Genomic DNA, 16,236 nt, shown 5'->3' with positions numbered 1-16,236 from the left:
CACCCGAAGGCGCCGGCCGGCCGCCCGAGGAGCGGCTCACACCCACTCCGCGCCGCTCTCGTCCCGGAACGCCGCCACCGCCGCCTCCAGCGTGGGATGGAAGCGCTCCGGGGCGAAGGTGCGGGTCAGGCCGTACCGCTCGATCTTGCGGCGCACCGGGTCCTTCAGCTCCGCGAAGGCCAGCACGATCCCGCGGTCCTGGAGCGCCGCGTCCAGCTCCTCCAGGACGTCGGCCGCGGTGGTGTCGACGTCCGTGACCGGCTCGGCCGCGATCACGACACGGCGCGGCGGCGGGTCGGCGCGGGCGCACCGCAGCACCTCGTCGCGGAAGGACTTGGCGTTGGCGAAGAACAGCGGCGCGTCGAAGCGCAGGACGACCAGACCGGGCAGGAACTGGGCGTCCGGGTACGAGCGGCTGTCGTGGAACCCCGCCAGGCCCGGCACCCGGCCGAGGACCGCGCTGTAGGGCCACCACGCCCGCCGGAACACGTTGAGGATGGACAGTCCCACCGCGACCGCGATGCCGGGCAGCACCCCCAGCAGCGCCACCCCGAGCAGCGCGGCCACGCACAGGGAGAACTCGGCCTTGCGCTGGCGCCACAGCCGCCGGGTGCCCGCCGCGTCGGCCAGCGACAGGGAGGCGGTGATGACGACGGCGGCGAGCGCCGGCTGCGGCAGGTCCTTGAGCAGCCCCGGCAGCAGTACCAGCATGACGACGATCAGGGCGGCGCCGACGACACCGGTGAGCTGGGTGCGGGCACCGGCCCGCTCGGCCACCGCCGTCCGCGATCCGCTGGTGCTGACCGGGAACCCCTGGAACAGCCCGGCGGCCAGGTTGGCGGTGCCGATCGCGACCATCTCGTCGTTGCCGCGCACCTCCTGCCCGGTGCGGGCGGCGAACGCCGACGCGTTGGAGATGGTGTCGGCCAGCGACACCAGGGCGATGCCCAGCGCGCCCGCGCACAGCGGCCCGAGGTCGTCGAGCCCGATGTCCGGGAGCGTGAACGGCGGCAGCCCCTCCGGGAGCCGGCCCACGGTCTTCACGCCGTGCTCCTCCAGATCGAGGACGACCGAGGCCCCGACGGCCAGGACGACCATCACCAGCACCGCGGGCACCTTCGGCAGCAGCCGCTGGAGCAGCAGGACCAGCACGATGCAGGCGGCCCCGACGCCGAGCGCGGCCGGTACGGTCTCGCCGCCGGCGACCCCGCGCACGAACGCGTCCACCTCCTCCACCAGCCCGTCGGCGTCCGTGGAGAACCCGAACAGCTTCGGTGACTGCCCGACCAGGATGGTCAGCGCCAGCCCGTTCATGTAACCGATCATGGTCGGCTTGGAGATGAGGTCGGCGATGAAACCGAGCCGCGCCACCCCCGCCAGCAACGTGATCGCGCCGACCATCAGCGCCAGCGCCGAGGCGAGCGCCACCGCGCGGGAGGGGTCACCGCCGGCGGCGAGCAGCGGCAGCACGGTCGCGGCGATCATCGGGCCGAGCGAGGAGTCGGGCCCCAGCACCAGGATGCGGGACGGCCCGAACACCGCGTAGGCGAGCAGACAGAGCACGGACGTGTACAGCCCGGTGATCGCGGGCAGCCCGGCGAGTTCCGCGTACGCCATGCCCTGGGGCACCAGCAGCGTGCTCAGGACGATGCCCGCGACGACGTCCTTGAGCAGCCACTCCCGGCGGTAGGTCCGCAGCGTCCGCATCCCCGGCAGCGCGTCACGCACCGGGCCTCACCCCACCGCGGCGGGGCGCCGGCGGCGGACGGCGAACTTGCCCAGCTCCCACAGCGCCAGCAGCGCCAGCGGCGGCAGCAGCGCCCAGCCGAACTGGCCGAGGTGGAGCGGCGTCGTCCCGAGGATCCGGTTGAAGACGTCGGTCTGCACCACCAGGACGGCCAGCACCCCCTCGATGAGCAGTGTCCGGTTGAGCTGCCTGCTGTCGAAGGTGTCCGCGCTCAGCACGGTCCCGAGCGGACTGCGGCACTCCAGCGCGGAGACGATCAGGCACAGCGCGAACGCGGTCAGGGCGATCGAGTTGCCCACGGCGAGGGAGTCGTAGCGCTCCTCGCCGAGCACCAGCACCCCGAGGAGGGCGGCGGCCGTGAACGTCCCCGCGAGCCCGACCGTCACCAGCAGCGGACGCGTCATCACCGGTTCGCCGCGCGGCCGCGGACGGCGCGTCATCAGCCCGGGACTGACCCGGTCGAAGCCCAGCGAGAAGCCGAAGGCCGCGTTGACGAAGAAGTGGATCCACAGCACCTGGGCCGGGGTGAACGGCTCCCCGTCGGCGAGGTCGAACAGCACCGCGCCGAGGAACACCAGCACGAAAACGACCAGCAGGATCAGCACGAACCGGATGTACTTGGTGAGGTTGTCGTAGATCTTGCGGCCCTGCTCGACGGCGAACACGATCGTGGCGAAGTCGTCGTCGGACAGGACCATCCGCCCCGCGTTCTTCGCGACGTCCGTGCCGGAGCCCATCGCGATGCCGATGTCGGCGGCCTTGATGGCCGGGGCGTCGTTGACACCGTCCCCCGTCATCGCCACCACGTCGCCCTTCTGCTTCAGCGTGTCCGCCAGCAGCACCTTGTGCTCGGGCGCCACCCGGCCGAGCACCCCGATGCCGTCGATCCGGGCCAGCCGCTCCGCCTCGCTCAGCGCCGCGAAATCGGCCCCCAGCATCGCCTCGCCCCCGATACCGACCTGCCGGGCCACCGCGGCACCGGTGACGACGTCGTCACCGGTCACCATGCGCACCCGTACGTGGGCGGCCTGCGCGGCCGCGACCGCCGCCCGTGAACTGTCGCGCGGCGGGTCGGCCATCCCCACCAGCGAGGTCACCCGCAACCCGGTGACGTACGCCTGGAGATCGCCGTCCGCGTGGAACTGAGCCGGGTCCAGGTCCCGGGCGGCGGCGGCCATCACCCGGCGGCCGGCCCGCCCCATCCGCTCCAGCTCCTCCTGGGCGCGGCGGCGCAGCGCCGCGTCGAACGGGACCGTCTCCCCGGCCGACAGCGCCGTCTCCGTGCGCTCCAGGACGGCGGGCGCCGCGCCCTTGACGAAGCAGCGCACGACGTCCCGGCCCGCCGCGTCCCGCACCGCGTGGAAGGTCGCCATCAGCTTGTACGCCGGGTCGAACGGGAGCGTCGCGAGCCGCGGCAGCCGCTCCCGGGTCTCCTCGACGTCCAGCCCGGCCTTGTGCCCGAGGACGACCAGGGCACCCTCGGTGGGGTCCCCGACCACCTGCCCGTCGTCGGTGAGGGTCGCGTCGTTGGCGACCAGGTAGGGCAGGATCGCGCCGTCGATCCCGGGGGTGCTGCCCGCCGCGTGCCGCACCTGGCCCTGAAGGCCGTACCCGGTGCCGGAGACGGTGTACCGGTCGTAGGGGTCGACCACCTCCACGACCGTCATCTGGTTCATCGTCAGCGTGCCGGTCTTGTCCGAGTTGATCGCCGAGACGAAGCCCAGGGTCTCCACCGACGGCAGGTCCTTGACGATCGCGTGCCGCCGGGCGAGGTCGAGGCCGCCGAGCGAGAGGATCGTCTGCGTCACCGTCGGCAGCGCCTCCGGCACGGCGGCGATGGCCAGGGACACCGCGCTGACGAACAGCACGTCCCACGCCTCGCCCCGTTCCCGGCCGAGCGCGAACATCATGATCATGGTGAGTCCGGCCGCGCCCACGATCCACAGGGTCAGCCGGTCCAGCTCACGGGTGAGCGGCGACGGCTCGCGCCGGGTCGCCGACAGCATCCCGGAGATCCGGCCCAGCTCGGTGCCGGCCCCGGTGGCGGTGACGACGAGGACCCCGCTGCCGTGGGTGACCGGGGTGTTCATGAACGCCATGTCCGACCGGTCGCCGGGCCCCGGGTCCGCGCTCCGCACGGGGACGGTGTCCTTGGCGGCGGGCACGCTCTCCCCGGTCAGCGCCGACTCGTCGATCTGGAGCGCGGCGGTCGCCACCAGCCGGCCGTCGGCGGGCACCTCGTCCCCCGCGCTCAGCAGCACCACGTCGCCGACCACGACCTCCTCGGCGGGGATCTCCCGTTCCGTCCCGTCGCGCCGCACCCGCGCGGTGACCTTCGCCATCGCCTTCAGCGCGTTCATGGCGCTCTCCGCCTTGCCCTCCTGACGCAGCCCGATCACCGCGTTGAGCAGCGTCAGCGCCAGCAGCACCACCGCCGTGCCCCACTCCTGGACGAGCAGCGACACCACGGCGGAGGCGACCAGGATGACCTGCATGTACGAGGTGTACTGGCCGGCGAACCGGCGCCAGCCGGGCACCGCCGGCTCCTCCGGCAGCGTGTTGGGCCCGTCCTCGGCCAGCCGCCGCTCCACCCGCTCGCCGCTCAGCCCCACGGCCGGGTCGACGTCCAGGGCGGCGGTCACCTCGTCGGCCGTCCGCGCCCACCAGTCCCGCACCGCCGGCGCGTCCGGCACGGCGGCCCCCGAGGCCCGCGCGGTCATCGGGCGGAACTCCCGTCGGGCCCCTCGCTCTCCAACTGCTTCCGGGCCAGCAGCAGTTCCTCCCGCGCCGCGTCGTCGACCTCGGGGTACCGCGGGTCCAGCTCGATCAGCGTGTGGGCGAGCACCGCCGCCGCGCTGGCACGGGCGAACCACTTGTGGTCCGCGGGCACCACGTACCAGGGCGCCCACGCGGTGCTCGTCGCGGAGAGCATGGCGGAGAACGCCGCCTGGTACGCGTCCCAGGAGGCACGTTCCCGGACGTCGGCCGCCGAGAACTTCCAGTTCCGCTCCGGCACGTCGATCCGCTTCAGGAACCTGACGCGCTGCTCCTGGCGGGAGAGGTTCAGGAACAGCTTGACGATCCGGAAGCCGTTGTCCGTCAGGTACCTCTCCCAGTCGTTGATCTCGCGGTACCGCCGGCGCCACAGCGCCTTGCCCGGACGGTCCGGCAGGCCCTGCCGCGCGAGCAGCTCCGGGTGCACCCGTACGACGAGGACCTCCTCGTAGTAGGACCGGTTGAAGATGCCGATCTCCCCGCGGCCCGGGAGCCGGCAGGCGTAGCGCCACAGGTAGTCGTGGCCCAGCTCCTCGGCCGAGGGCACCTTGAAGTTCGCCACGCGCACGCCCTGCGGGTTCACGCCGCTCATGACGTGCCGGATCGTCCCGTCCTTGCCGCCGGCGTCCAGCGCCTGCAGGCACAGCAGCACCCCGTGGCTGCCCTGCGCGGCCAGCCTGCGCTGGTAGTCGGCGAGCAGCGCGACACCGGTGCGGAGCAGTTCCTGTCCCTGCTCCTTGTCCGCGATGCCCGCGCGGTGGCCGGGGTCGAAGTCCTCGGCCAGCCGCACCTTGCTGCCCGGTGCCACCCGCAGCGGGGCGATGAACTCGGCGATGCGCTTCGCCCGTTCGTCCTTCATGGGCCACCTCGGACCGGTAGAGGGCGTGCGGCCGGGCTGCGGCCGACTGGTGGGCCGACTAGTAGAGGGTCTCCCGGCGCACCACGCACAGACCCCAGATGATCAGGCCGTACAGGGCGATCAGCGTCATCGACCACAGGGGGTAGTACGGGATCGACAGGAAGTTCACGATGATCGCCAGCGCGGCGATGGCGATGCCGGCGACCCGGGCCCAGGTCATGCCGGCGAACAGACCGGCGCTGACGGCGACCGAGACGACCCCGACGACCAGGTGGATCCAGCCCCAGGTGGTGAGGTCGAACTCGAAGACGTAACTGGGTGTGGTGAGGAAGACCTTGTCCTCCAGCACGGCCATCAGGCCCCGCATGAAGTCCAGGGTTCCCGAGATGAACAGCAGCACCGAGGCGAAGACCGTCAGACCGCCGGCGGCCACCTGCTTGCCCTCGGGGCGCTGGTACTGGGTGCTCGTGTCCGCCATGGCGAACCTCCGTGCTCGGGAGCGGTGCGGGATGCACCGCCGTCCACCGAAAGCTGCCCCGGGCCGCCGGTACGGTCGTCACCCTCCCGGGGTGACGCCCGGGGCCGCCGGGAAGCGGACCGTGCACCCCGTCGTGTCCCCTGTCCCGGAGAGCGAGGTGACGGCCGTGCAGACCGGCCAGGACCTGACGCGCATGCCCCGCGGCCGACGCCGGCGGATGCTCGCGCCGCTCGCCCTCGCCCAGTTCATCTGCAGCTTCGCCGGGTCGAACATGACGGTGATGATCCAGGACATCAGCGAGGACCTGGACACCACCGTGCAGGGCGTGCAGACCGCCATCACCGTCTTCCTGCTGGTCATGGCCGCGCTGATGATCCCGGGCGGCATCCTCAGCGACCGCTACGGCCGCAAGCGCTGCCTCGTCACCGGCCTCGCCGTCTACGGCCTCGGCGCGCTGCTCAGCGCCCTCGCCCCCGGCCTCGGCCTGCTCATCCTCGGCAACTCGATCCTCGAAGGCATCGGCACGGCGCTGCTCATCCCGCCCGTGTACATCCTCACCACGCTGCTCTTCACCGAAGTCGCCGACCGGGCGCGGGCGTTCGGCACCATCATGGCGATGGGCGGCATCGGCGCGGCGGCGGGCCCGCTGCTCGGCGGGCTCATCACGTCGGCCGTCGGCTGGCGGGCCGCGTTCGTCTTCCAGGCGCTGGTGGTCGCCCTGATCATCGTGCTGAGCCGGGACCTCGCCGACCCGCTGCCGCCGGACCCCGGCCGCGACCTGGACACCGGGGGCGCGGCGCTGTCCGCCGTCGGCCTGGTGCTGGTGGTGATGGGCATCCTCGCGACCGACGACAACGGCTGGCTCGCCGCCGCGCTGCTCGTGGCCGGTGCGCTGGTCCTCGCCGGGTTCTTCCGCTGGGTGCGGCGCAGGGAACGCCGCGGTGAGCAGCCCCTGCTGCCCCTCGAACTCTTCCGCGACCGCACCTCCAACCTCGGCCTGATCACCCAGCACACGCAGTGGCTGATCCTCATGGGCCTGTCCTTCGTGGTCGCCACCTACCTCCAGGTGGTGCGCGGCTACGACGCGATCGAGACCGGTGTCATCTTCACGGCGTCCACGGCGGGCCTGCTCGCCACGTCGCTCGGCGCCGAACGGTTCGCCAGGCGCCGGGCGCAGCGCACCCTCGTCATGGCCGGGTTCACCGTCACCGTCGGCGGCATCGGCGTCCTGATCGGGCTGGCGGCCGGCTCCCCGGACGCGTGGGTCCTCACCCCCGGGCTGCTGCTGATCGGCCTCGGCGTCGGCGTGATGCTGACCCCGTCCGTCAACGTCGTACAGTCCGCCTTCCCCGAGGACCTCCAGGGCGAGATCTCCGGGCTCTCCCGCTGTGTATCGAACCTCGGCTCGTCGGTCGGTACGGCCGTCGCGGGTACGGTCATCGTCGCCGACCCGGCCGTCGGACCGTACGCCGCCGCGCTCGTCGTCCTCGCGGTGTTCGGGCTCGGCGGGCTCGGCGCGGCGGCGCTGCTGCCGAGGACACCGGCGCCCACCCGGCACGGGTGAGGTCAGCGGCGGTCGTAGCGCACGGCGCTCGCCACGAGGAGGTCCTGCGTGGAGGCGCGGCGCCTGCTGAACGGGATCCAGCACAGGCCCAGCGGGAAGGCCAGGCACAGGGTGGCGCGCAGCAGGGAGCGCGGGACGCCGAGGCGGTGTCCGTCGCGTCCGGTGACGCGCAGCCCCATCAGCCGGTGGCCCGCCGTGTGCCCGACGGCGGCCCAGGCACCGGCCAGATACGTCACGGCCAGCCCCCAGGCGACGGCACCGGTCAGCCACCCCGGCGGGTCCGGCACGCGGTACGGCGGCCCCGCCACCAGCAACCGCGCGCCCCCGGCCCCGACTTGCACGACCAGCCCGGCGACCGCGACGAGCACCCCGTCGACGACGGCGGCAACGGCCCGCGTGACGACACCGGCGGGCTCGTCGCCGGACGCGCTGCCGGGTGTGGCCGGTCGGGTCCTGCCCGCGCCGGGGGACCCGTCGTCCGGCGCGGTCACGGGGACGGCTTCGAGGGGGGCGCGGCGCGGCGGAGCAGGCGGTCGGCGAACCGGTTCACCGACCGGTCCCCACGCTCACCGAGCGCCCGGAGCGCACCGGTGGTGTCCGCGGCCATGCCGCCGCCCGTCGCCCGGACGATCTGCCCGAGGTCGATCTCCCGCAGCACGGCCCGGGTGATCCCGACCAGGTCGATCCGGGCGACGACGGCGTCGACCCGCAGCCGCGCGGCGATCCGGTCGACGTCGATCCGCTCGGCGATCCGGTCGATGTCGACGCGATCGGCGATCCGGTCGATATCGACCCGCTCGGCCACCCGACCGACGTCGATCCGCTCCGCGACGCGACCGACATCGATCCGGTCGGCAACGGCGTTCACGTCGATCCGACCCGCCACGGCGTTCACGTCGACGCGCCGGGCCACGCGATCGACGTCGACGCGCTCGGCCACCCGGTTCACATCGACGCGGGCCGCGACGCGGTTCACGTCCACCCGGTCCGCCACCCGGTCAACATCCACTCTGCCCGCCACGCGATCCACGTCGACTCGTCCGGCGACCCGGTCCACGTCCACCCGGTCGGCGACCCGGTCGACATCCACCTTGTCCGCCACCCGGTTCACATCCACCCGATCAGCGACCCGGTCCACGTCCACCCGGTCGGCGACCCGGTCCACGTCGATGCGGGCCGCGACGCGGTTCACGTCGATTCTGTCCGCGATCAGGTTCACGTCGACCCGGGCGACCAGGGGCGCCGGGTCGACCCGGTCCAGTACCGCTGTGAGAAGCCCGCGCAGCGCCGTGTCCGCCGCGGTGCCCACGCCGCCGACGACGCACCGTACGCACCGGACGACGAAACCGGCCGGGCCGGCCGGTGGTGTTCCCGTCGTTCCCGTCATCCGTCGACCGCACAGCGCGCGACGGCACGGCACATCATCCGCCCCGGGTGAGGCCCGCCCCGCCGCCCTCGTCGGCGTGGACGAAGGCCAGCGGCACCCCGTGACGCTCCGCCAGCGTGCGGGCGAGCCACAGCACGCTGGCGCCGCTCGCGCCGAGCCCCGCGGTGTGCCGCAGGTCGACCAGGATGCCCGTACCGCCGGGCCGGATCGCCCCGTGCAGCAGGCGCCCGAGCCGCGCCTCCGCGGCCGGGCCGATCTCCTCCCGGACCTGGATCAGCAGGTAGCCCGCCTGGTGCCGCACCACGACCGCGCCGGCGTCCGGGCCCCCGGCCCGGACCCGCCGCGGCCGCCACCGCGCGACCCTCGCCATCTTCGACAAGCGGTACGGGAAAGGAACGCTCCACGCCATGGTTCCCCCTGGACAGGACGGCTGTACGACCTCCGCCGATCCGTGCCCGGTCCTCCCGCGTACCCGGTACGTATCGCAACCTGCTCGACGGCCTGTCTACCGCGCCGCCCCGCCGAGGGAGTCACCCCCTGGGCGGGACCCGCCGGGGGACCGCGGCCACCCCTGCGGCGTGCCGGACCCTACGGGCGACATATCCGATATATCACTGTCGGGTGTCCCGTCCTCGCCCCACCCCCACCCACCCGGCCCGGCAGACCCGCACCGCATGACCGCACTCATCCTCTGCCACTTCGCGCTCGCCCTCTTCGCGGCACCGCTCGTCCGCCGGCTCGGCACCCGCGCCTTCCTCGTGCTGGCGCTGCCGCCCGCGGCCGCCGCCGTCTGGGCGGCCACCCGGTGGAGCACGGCCGCGGCGGGCGGCGCCGACACCACCCTGTGGTCCTGGCTGCCCGACTACCGCGTGGACTGGGCCCTGCGCCTGGACGCCCTCGCCGAACTCATGGTGCTGCTCGCCGCCGGCGTCGGCACCCTCGTCCTCGTCTACTGCGTCTCCTACTTCGACGACGACTCCCCGCAGCTCGGCCGGTTCGCCGGCAACCTCCTCGCCTTCGCCGGGGCGATGCTCGGCCTGGTCCTCGCCGACGATCTGATCCTGCTGTACATCTTCTGGGAACTGACCACCGTCTTCTCGTACCTGCTGATCGGCCAGACCAGCGACCAGAAACGGAACCGGCGCAGCGCCCTTCAGGCCCTCACCGTCACCACGCTCGGCGGACTCACCATGCTCGTCGGGTTCCTGCTGCTGGGTCAGGAGGCGGGGACCTACCGGATCTCCGCGATCCTCGCCGACCCCCCGCCCGCCTCCGCCGCGCTCTCCGCGGCCGTCGTGCTGATCCTGGTCGGCGCGCTGTCCAAGTCGGCGGTCTGGCCGTTCAGCCTGTGGCTGCCCAACGCGATGGCCGCCCCCACCCCGGTCTCCGCGTACCTGCACGCCGCCGCGATGGTCAAGGCCGGGATCTACCTCATCGCCCGGCTCGCCCCCGCCTTCGCGGAGGTCACCCCCTGGCGGCCGCTGCTGCTCGTGCTCGGCAGCGCCACGATGCTGCTCGGCGGCTGGCGCGCGCTGCGGCTCAACGACCTCAAACTCGTCCTCGCCCACGGCACCGTCAGCCAGCTCGGCTTCCTCACCGTCCTCACCGGGGCCGGCCGGCACGACACCGGTCTCGCCGGCCTCGCGATGGTCCTCGGCCACGCCCTGTTCAAGGCGCCGCTCTTCCTCGTCACCGGCATCGTCGACCACGCCACCGGCACCCGTGACCTCAGACGCCTGTCGGGGCTCGGGCGGCGGCTGCCCGCCGTGGCCGCCGTCGCCGTCGTCGCGGGGCTGTCGATGGCCGCCGTACCGCCGCTGCTCGGGTTCGCCGCCAAGGAGGCCGCGTTCCAGTCGCTGCTCGACGGGGACACCGCCGACCGGTGGGCGCTCGCCATGACCGTGATCGGCTCGGCGCTGACCACCGCCTACACCCTGCGCTACCTCTGGGGCGCCTTCGCCCGCAAACCCGGCGTCGAGGACACCGCCGCCCACCCGGTCCCCGCCGCCTTCCTCGCGCCGCCCGCCGTCCTGGCCCTGGCCTCCCTCGTGCTCGGCGCCGGTGCCGGCTCGCTCCAGGGGCTGTTCGGGACGTACGCGGAACAGTTCCACCCCGTGCCCGCGCACCCGTACCACCTGACCCTCTGGCACGGCGCCGGTCTCGCCTTCGTCCTGTCCTGCGCGGCCTGGGCCGGCGGTGTCCTGCTCTTCCTCGCCGCCGGACCCGTCCAGCGCGCCGGGACGAGACTCGCGTGGCGCTCCGCCGACAAGAACTTCGGCAGACTGCTGCTCGGCCTGGAACGCACCGCCCTGCAGTGCACCGGCTTCGTGCAGCGCGGCTCGCTGTCGGTGTACCTCGTGACCACCCTCAGCGTGGTGCTGGCCGGGCAGATCGCCGTCCTCGCCGTCGACGAACCCTGGACCGGGACGCCCGCCCCGCGGCTGTGGGACACCCCCGCGCAGGCCGGGGTCGCGCTGCTGATCTGCGTCGTCGCGCTGCTCTGCCTCGGTGTGCGGCGCCGGATGAAGGCCGTCGTCCTCGCCGGGCTCACCGGCTACGGCACCGCCCTGCTCTTCGTCCTCCAGGGCGCGCCCGACCTCGCCCTCACCCAGTTCTGCGTCGAGACCGTCTCGATGATCGTCTTCGTGCTGGTGCTGCGCCGCATGCCCGTGCTCTTCGAGGAGAGCTTCGTACCGCTGCGGCGCCTGATGCGGATGCCGCTGGCCCTCGCGGGCGGCGCCGCCGTCGCCGTCGTCCTGTGGATCATGGCCGGTCACCGGCCGGACGGCGGGTCCGCCGGACAGGCCATGGTCGAGGAGGTCGCCCACCACGGACTCAAGGACGTCGTCGCGACGATCCTCGTCGACCTCCGGGCCTGGGACACGATGGGGGAGTCCGCCGTCCTCGCCGTCGCCGCGGTCGGCGTCACCAGCCTCATCTACCTGCACCGCCGCACCGAGGGCGCGGAACAGCCCGTGCTGCCGCTGCCCGGCGACCACCCGGAGGCCGCTCTGCGCACGGAGGGCAGCGTCGCCTCGGAGAGCCTCGCCGGGCTGCCCGGCGCGGAGGACGGCGCCCCCGAGCGGACCTGGCTCGCGGCCGGCGCCACCCTCGCCCCCGAGCGCCGCTCCGTCGTTCTGGAGGTCGTCGCCCGGCTCATCTACCACCCGATCCTCGTCCTCTCCCTCTACCTGCTGATGTGCGCGGAGAACCTCCCCGGCGGCGGCTTCGTCGCGGGCCTCGTCGCGGGCGTCGCCTTCATCACCCGCTACCTCGCGGGCGGCCGTCACGAACTCGCCGACGCCGCCCCGTTCGCGCCGGGCCTCTTCACCGGACTCGGCCTCTTCCTCTCCACCGGCGTGGCCCTCGCCGGACTCGCCGACGGCACCGTGCTGCACGGCTGGACCTGGCACGGCCACCTTCCCGTCTGGGGCGAGGCCCACATGTCCACCGCCGTCCTCTTCGACGGCGGCGTCTACCTGCTGGTCCTCGGCGTGGTCCTCGACATCGTGCGCGCCCTCGGCGCGCGCATCGACCGGCAGATCGAGCGGGCCGCCGCACTGCGCGGCCCGCGGCAGGAGGCGGGCCCCGCATGACCGTGAGCCTTGCCCTGCTGGTGACCGCGGCGGTCCTCAACGCCGTCGGCGGCGTCCTGCTGCTCACCCGCTCCCTGACCCGCATCCTGCTCGGCGCCGTGATCCTCGGCAACGGCGTCAACCTGCTGGTCCTCGCCTCCACCGGCAGCGCCGGCGACGCCCCGCTGCTCTACCCGGGCGTCATCCGCAACCGCGTCACCGACCCGCTGCCCCAGGCCATCGCGCTCACCGCGATCGTCATCACCCTCGCCACCACCGCGTTCCTGCTCTCCATGGCCTACCGCAGCCACCAGGTCACCGGCTCCGACGAGATCAGCGACGACACCGAGGACCGGCTGGTCGCGCTGCGCGCCGAGTTCCTCGACCGGCGCAGCGAACTGCGCAGCCGCTACCGCGAGGCCCGCGCCGAACGCGGCTCCACCCGCGAGGCCCGCGCCCGCTACCGGGCCGCCCGCAAGCGGCTGCGCGAGCGGGTACGGGAGGAGCGCGCCTACCAGGCCAGGGCCACGGACGTCTCCGGCAACCTCTGGAACGACATCCTCGGCGCCGACCCGGAGGACTACCGCGCCGGCGAGGAACAGGGCTCCACCGACGCCACGGGCCGCCCCGGACCGGCCCCCGCCCGGGACGCGGGCCCCTCCAACGACCCCGGCGAGACTGGCTGCGAACCCGACGACGCCCCCGGCGAGGACACCGGGGGCGGCTCCACGGCGGACTCCGGCCCCGGACCCGACCAGCCCGACGACCCCGAGGGCGCCGGTAAGGAAGGATCACCGTGAACGCGCTCGTCCCGCTCCCCGTGCTGCTGCCGCTGTTCGTCACCGGCGTCAAGCTGGCCATCGGACCGCGGCTCCAGCGGTTCCAGCGGCTCATCAGCCTCGGCGTGCTCTTCGTCGTCTTCGTGCTCTCCGTGATCCTCATGGTCACCGCCCACCGCGACGGCCCGCTCCACGTCGACCTCGGCGACTTCCCGCCGCCGCTCGGCATCACCCTCGTGGCCGACCGCCTCGCGGGGCTGATGCTCACGGTCTCCAGCGCCGTCACCCTGCTCGTCCACCTGTACTCGCTGGGCCAGGGCATGGCCGACCGCGACGACCAGACGCCGTTCGGCATCTTCCACCCGGCCTACCTGATCCTGGTGGCGGGCGTCTCCTGCACGTTCCTCGCGGGCGACCTCGTCAACCTCTACGTCGGCTTCGAGATCATGCTCGTCGCCAGCTTCGTGCTGCTCACCATCGGCGGCACCGCCACCCGCATCCGGGCCGGCTCCACGTACGTGATCATCTCGCTCTTCTCCTCGCTGCTGTTCCTCATCGGCATCGCCATGACCTACGCGGTCGCCGGCACCGTCAACTTCGCGCAGCTCGCCGGCCGGCTCCAGGAGGTGCCGATCGGGGCGCGCACCCTGCTGGAGGCGATGCTGCTGACGGTCTTCGCCATCAAGGCGGCCGTCTTCCCGCTCGCCGCCTGGCTGCCCGACTCCTACCCGACCGCGCCCGCCCCGGTCACCGCCGTCTTCGCCGGGCTGCTCACCAAGGTCGGCGTCTACTCGATGCTGCGCACCCAGACCCTGCTCTTCCCCGGCAACCGCCTCGGCGACCTGCTGATGCTCGCGGCGATCCTCTCCATGGTCATCGGCATCCTCGGCGCGGTCGCGCAGACCGACCTCAAACGCGTGCTGTCCTTCACCCTCATCAGCCACATCGGCTACATGGTCTTCGGCATCGCCCTCGCCGGGCAGGACGCGCTCGGCGGCGCGATCGTCTACGTCGCCCACCACATCACCGTGCAGACCACGCTCTTCCTCGTCGCCGGACTGATCGAGCGGCGGGCCGGCACCACCGAACTCACCCGGCTCGGCGGCCTCGCGAAGACCGCGCCGCTGCTCGCCGTACTGTTCTTCGTGCCCGCCATGAACCTCGCGGGCATCCCGCCGCTCTCCGGTTTCATCGGCAAGGTCGGCCTGATGCGGGCCGGCGTCGAGAACGGCGGCGGCTGGGCGTGGGTCCTGGTGGCGGGCTCCGCCGCGACCAGCCTGCTCACCCTGTACGTCATGGCGAAGGTCTGGAACCTCGCGTTCTGGCGCGAGGCCCCGCCGGGGTCCACGGACGAGGGGGTCGTCCTGGAGTCCCCGGACGACGACGGCGACGACGCCGATGACGACGACGGCGCGGACGACCGGGCGGGCGGCGACCGGGAGGCGGCCGGCTCCGGCGCCCGCCGCCACGTCCCCGGCCCCGCCGGTGCCGTCGTCCCCGCGAGCTTCCTCGGCCAGGCCATCACCACCACCAAGCACCTGCCGTGGCCGATGGTCGCCGCCACCTCCGCCGCCGTCGCCCTCGGCCTGCTCTACACCGTGCTCGGCGGCCCCCTCACCTCCTTCACCGAGGACGCCGCCGCCGAACTCCTCGCCCGCACCCCCTACATCGAGGCGGTGCTCGGGAAGTGAGCGACCTCTTCCGGGACCGTTCCCCCTACAGCTGGACCCTCGGCGGCGGCACCGGGCGCCGCGTCCTCGACCTGCCGCTCATCGCCTGGCTGACCGTCATCTGGATGCTGCTGTGGGGCACGCTGTCCTGGGCCAACCTCGTCAACGGCGTCATCGTGGCGGTCTGCGTCTGCCTCGCCTTCCCGCTGCCCGCCGTCGACCTCGGCCTCAGACTGCACCCCGTGGGCATCGTCCGCCTCGCCGCCTACCTGCTCTACGACATGGTCTCCTCCAGCGTCGAGGTGACCCGGCAGATCTTCGCCGAGGGCCCCTACCAGGCTGCGGTGATCGCCGTACCGCTGCGGGTGCGCGGCGACCTGATGCTCACCGCCGTGGCCGTCGCCGTCTCCAACGTCCCCGGCGGCTCCATCATCGAGGTGCGGCGCGCGACCGCCACCCTCTTCCTGCACGTCCTGGACGCCGACGACCCCGGCGCCGTCGAGAGCGCCCGCCGGTCGGTGTGGCGCATGGAGGAACTCGTCGCCCGCGCCTTCGGCACCGCCGAGGACATCGGCCACGTCGCCCGGCCCGCCGCCGAAGAAGCCGAAGAAACGGAAGGGGAGCGGTGAACGTCCTGCACACCGTCGAGGAGTCCATGCTGATCGCCTCGGTCGTGATGATCCTCGTCGCGGGCGCCCTGCTGCTCTTCCGCATCTGGCGGGGCCCCTCGATGCTGGACCGCGCGGTCGCCCTGGACGTGGCCGCCGCCCTCATCATCGCCGGGATCGGCGCCAAGGCCGCCCACGACGGCGACTCCTTCTACTTCCCCGTCATGCTCGTGCTGGCCTTCCTCGGCTTCACCGGCTCGGTGGGCATCGCCCGCTTCATCGCTGTGCGCGACCGGCCCGCGGTCCGCCCGGACGGCACGGAGGACCACCGGTGAGCGCCCTGGCCGAGGCCGCCGGGCTGCTCGGCGCGGTCCTGCTGCTGCTCGGCTGCTTCCAGTGCCTGCTGGGCGTGATCGGCATGCTCCGCTTCCCCGACGTGCTCTCCCGCAGCCACGCCGCGACCAAGCCGCAGACCCTCGGGATGCTGCTCGTCCTGGTCGGGGTCGCGCTGCGACTGCGCAACGGCATCGACCTGGGCACGCTGGCGCTCATCGTCTTCTTCCAGTTCCTCACCAGCCCGGTCGCCTCCCACCTGGTGGCCCGCTCCGCCTACCGCACCGGCCAGACCGGCAGCCACGGCCTGCTCCACGACGACCTCGACCCGCAGCTCAGCGACGAGGACGGCCACCAGCACCGATAGGACGACAGCCCTCAGCGGCTGTCGCCGTCAACGCGGTCGGCATCCTCGCCGCCGGGTTCGTCTTCTCCAAGCTGGCCGGACGGCTGCGGCTGAA

At 73.3% G+C, this 16,236-nt stretch carries 14 protein-coding genes; 7 read left to right on the top strand and 7 right to left on the bottom strand.

Features of this window, described 5'->3' with window-relative positions; translation table 11 throughout:
* Positions 1-36: 36 nt before the first annotated feature.
* Genes UW392_RS22245 through UW392_RS22230 form a run of 4 tightly spaced genes read right to left on the bottom strand, consistent with a single transcriptional unit; the run spans position 37 to position 5,859 of the window.
* Positions 37-1,707: a sulfate permease gene (locus UW392_RS22245; RefSeq protein ID WP_320776843.1), complete on the bottom strand. Its 1,671-nt coding sequence runs from the start codon at positions 1,705-1,707 to the stop codon at positions 37-39.
* Positions 1,708-1,734: 27 nt separating this feature from the next.
* Complete coding sequence (locus tag UW392_RS22240) at positions 1,735-4,467, bottom strand: HAD-IC family P-type ATPase (RefSeq protein ID WP_320776830.1); 2,733 nt, start codon at positions 4,465-4,467, stop codon at positions 1,735-1,737.
* On the bottom strand, positions 4,464-5,381 hold the full coding sequence (locus UW392_RS22235; RefSeq protein ID WP_320776829.1) for a polyphosphate kinase 2 family protein: 918 nt from the start codon (positions 5,379-5,381) through the stop codon (positions 4,464-4,466). Before UW392_RS22235 ends, UW392_RS22240 begins: the two co-directional genes overlap by 4 nt.
* Before the next feature lie 58 nt (positions 5,382-5,439).
* Positions 5,440-5,859: a hypothetical protein gene (locus tag UW392_RS22230; RefSeq protein WP_320776828.1), complete on the bottom strand. Its 420-nt coding sequence runs from the start codon at positions 5,857-5,859 to the stop codon at positions 5,440-5,442.
* Between the two features lie 133 nt (positions 5,860-5,992).
* Between UW392_RS22230 and UW392_RS22225 the strand changes: the two genes are divergently transcribed.
* Positions 5,993-7,423: an MFS transporter gene (locus UW392_RS22225; RefSeq protein ID WP_414496575.1), complete on the top strand. Its 1,431-nt coding sequence runs from the start codon at positions 5,993-5,995 to the stop codon at positions 7,421-7,423.
* Positions 7,424-7,425: 2 nt separating this feature from the next.
* Here the strand turns inward: UW392_RS22225 and UW392_RS22220 are convergent, their stop codons facing one another.
* From UW392_RS22220 to UW392_RS22210, 3 genes are all read right to left on the bottom strand, one after another.
* Positions 7,426-7,914 carry an RDD family protein gene (locus UW392_RS22220; RefSeq protein ID WP_320776827.1) on the bottom strand — a complete coding sequence of 163 codons (489 nt, stop codon included), beginning with the start codon at positions 7,912-7,914 and terminating at the stop codon, positions 7,426-7,428.
* Positions 7,911-8,732 (bottom strand): hypothetical protein, encoded by an 822-nt coding sequence (locus tag UW392_RS22215; protein WP_320776826.1) that lies wholly within the window; start codon positions 8,730-8,732, stop codon positions 7,911-7,913. The genes UW392_RS22220 and UW392_RS22215 overlap by 4 nt, the downstream gene beginning before the upstream one ends.
* A gap of 112 nt (positions 8,733-8,844) precedes the next feature.
* The gene (locus UW392_RS22210) at positions 8,845-9,180 is read right to left on the bottom strand and encodes a hypothetical protein (RefSeq protein WP_320776825.1); all 336 of its coding nucleotides are present in this window, start codon (positions 9,178-9,180) and stop codon (positions 8,845-8,847) included.
* A gap of 304 nt (positions 9,181-9,484) precedes the next feature.
* On the opposite strand from UW392_RS22210, the gene UW392_RS22205 reads away from it, so the two are divergent.
* The 6 genes from UW392_RS22205 to mnhG are packed head-to-tail and all read left to right on the top strand — an operon-like array spanning position 9,485 to position 16,142.
* The gene (locus UW392_RS22205) at positions 9,485-12,406 is read left to right on the top strand and encodes a Na+/H+ antiporter subunit A (protein ID WP_320776824.1); all 2,922 of its coding nucleotides are present in this window, start codon (positions 9,485-9,487) and stop codon (positions 12,404-12,406) included.
* On the top strand, positions 12,403-13,185 hold the full coding sequence (locus UW392_RS22200) for a Na(+)/H(+) antiporter subunit C (RefSeq protein WP_320776823.1): 783 nt from the start codon (positions 12,403-12,405) through the stop codon (positions 13,183-13,185). Before UW392_RS22205 ends, UW392_RS22200 begins: the two co-directional genes overlap by 4 nt.
* Positions 13,182-14,855, top strand: a complete 1,674-nt coding sequence (locus UW392_RS22195) for a Na+/H+ antiporter subunit D (protein ID WP_320776822.1) — start codon at positions 13,182-13,184, stop codon at positions 14,853-14,855. Before UW392_RS22200 ends, UW392_RS22195 begins: the two co-directional genes overlap by 4 nt.
* Entirely contained in the window at positions 14,852-15,463 is a 612-nt protein-coding gene (locus tag UW392_RS22190; RefSeq protein WP_320776821.1) for a Na+/H+ antiporter subunit E, read from the top strand. The genes UW392_RS22195 and UW392_RS22190 overlap by 4 nt, the downstream gene beginning before the upstream one ends.
* Positions 15,460-15,777, top strand: a complete 318-nt coding sequence (locus UW392_RS22185; protein WP_320776820.1) for a monovalent cation/H+ antiporter complex subunit F — start codon at positions 15,460-15,462, stop codon at positions 15,775-15,777. The genes UW392_RS22190 and UW392_RS22185 overlap by 4 nt, the downstream gene beginning before the upstream one ends.
* Positions 15,774-16,142 (top strand): monovalent cation/H(+) antiporter subunit G, encoded by a 369-nt coding sequence (gene mnhG / locus UW392_RS22180; protein ID WP_320776819.1) that lies wholly within the window; start codon positions 15,774-15,776, stop codon positions 16,140-16,142. Before UW392_RS22185 ends, mnhG begins: the two co-directional genes overlap by 4 nt.
* Positions 16,143-16,236: the final 94 nt, after the last annotated feature.

It is taken from the genome of Streptomyces sp. CRN 30, assembly GCF_034105845.1.
This window is presented reverse-complemented; position numbering and strand designations above follow the sequence as displayed.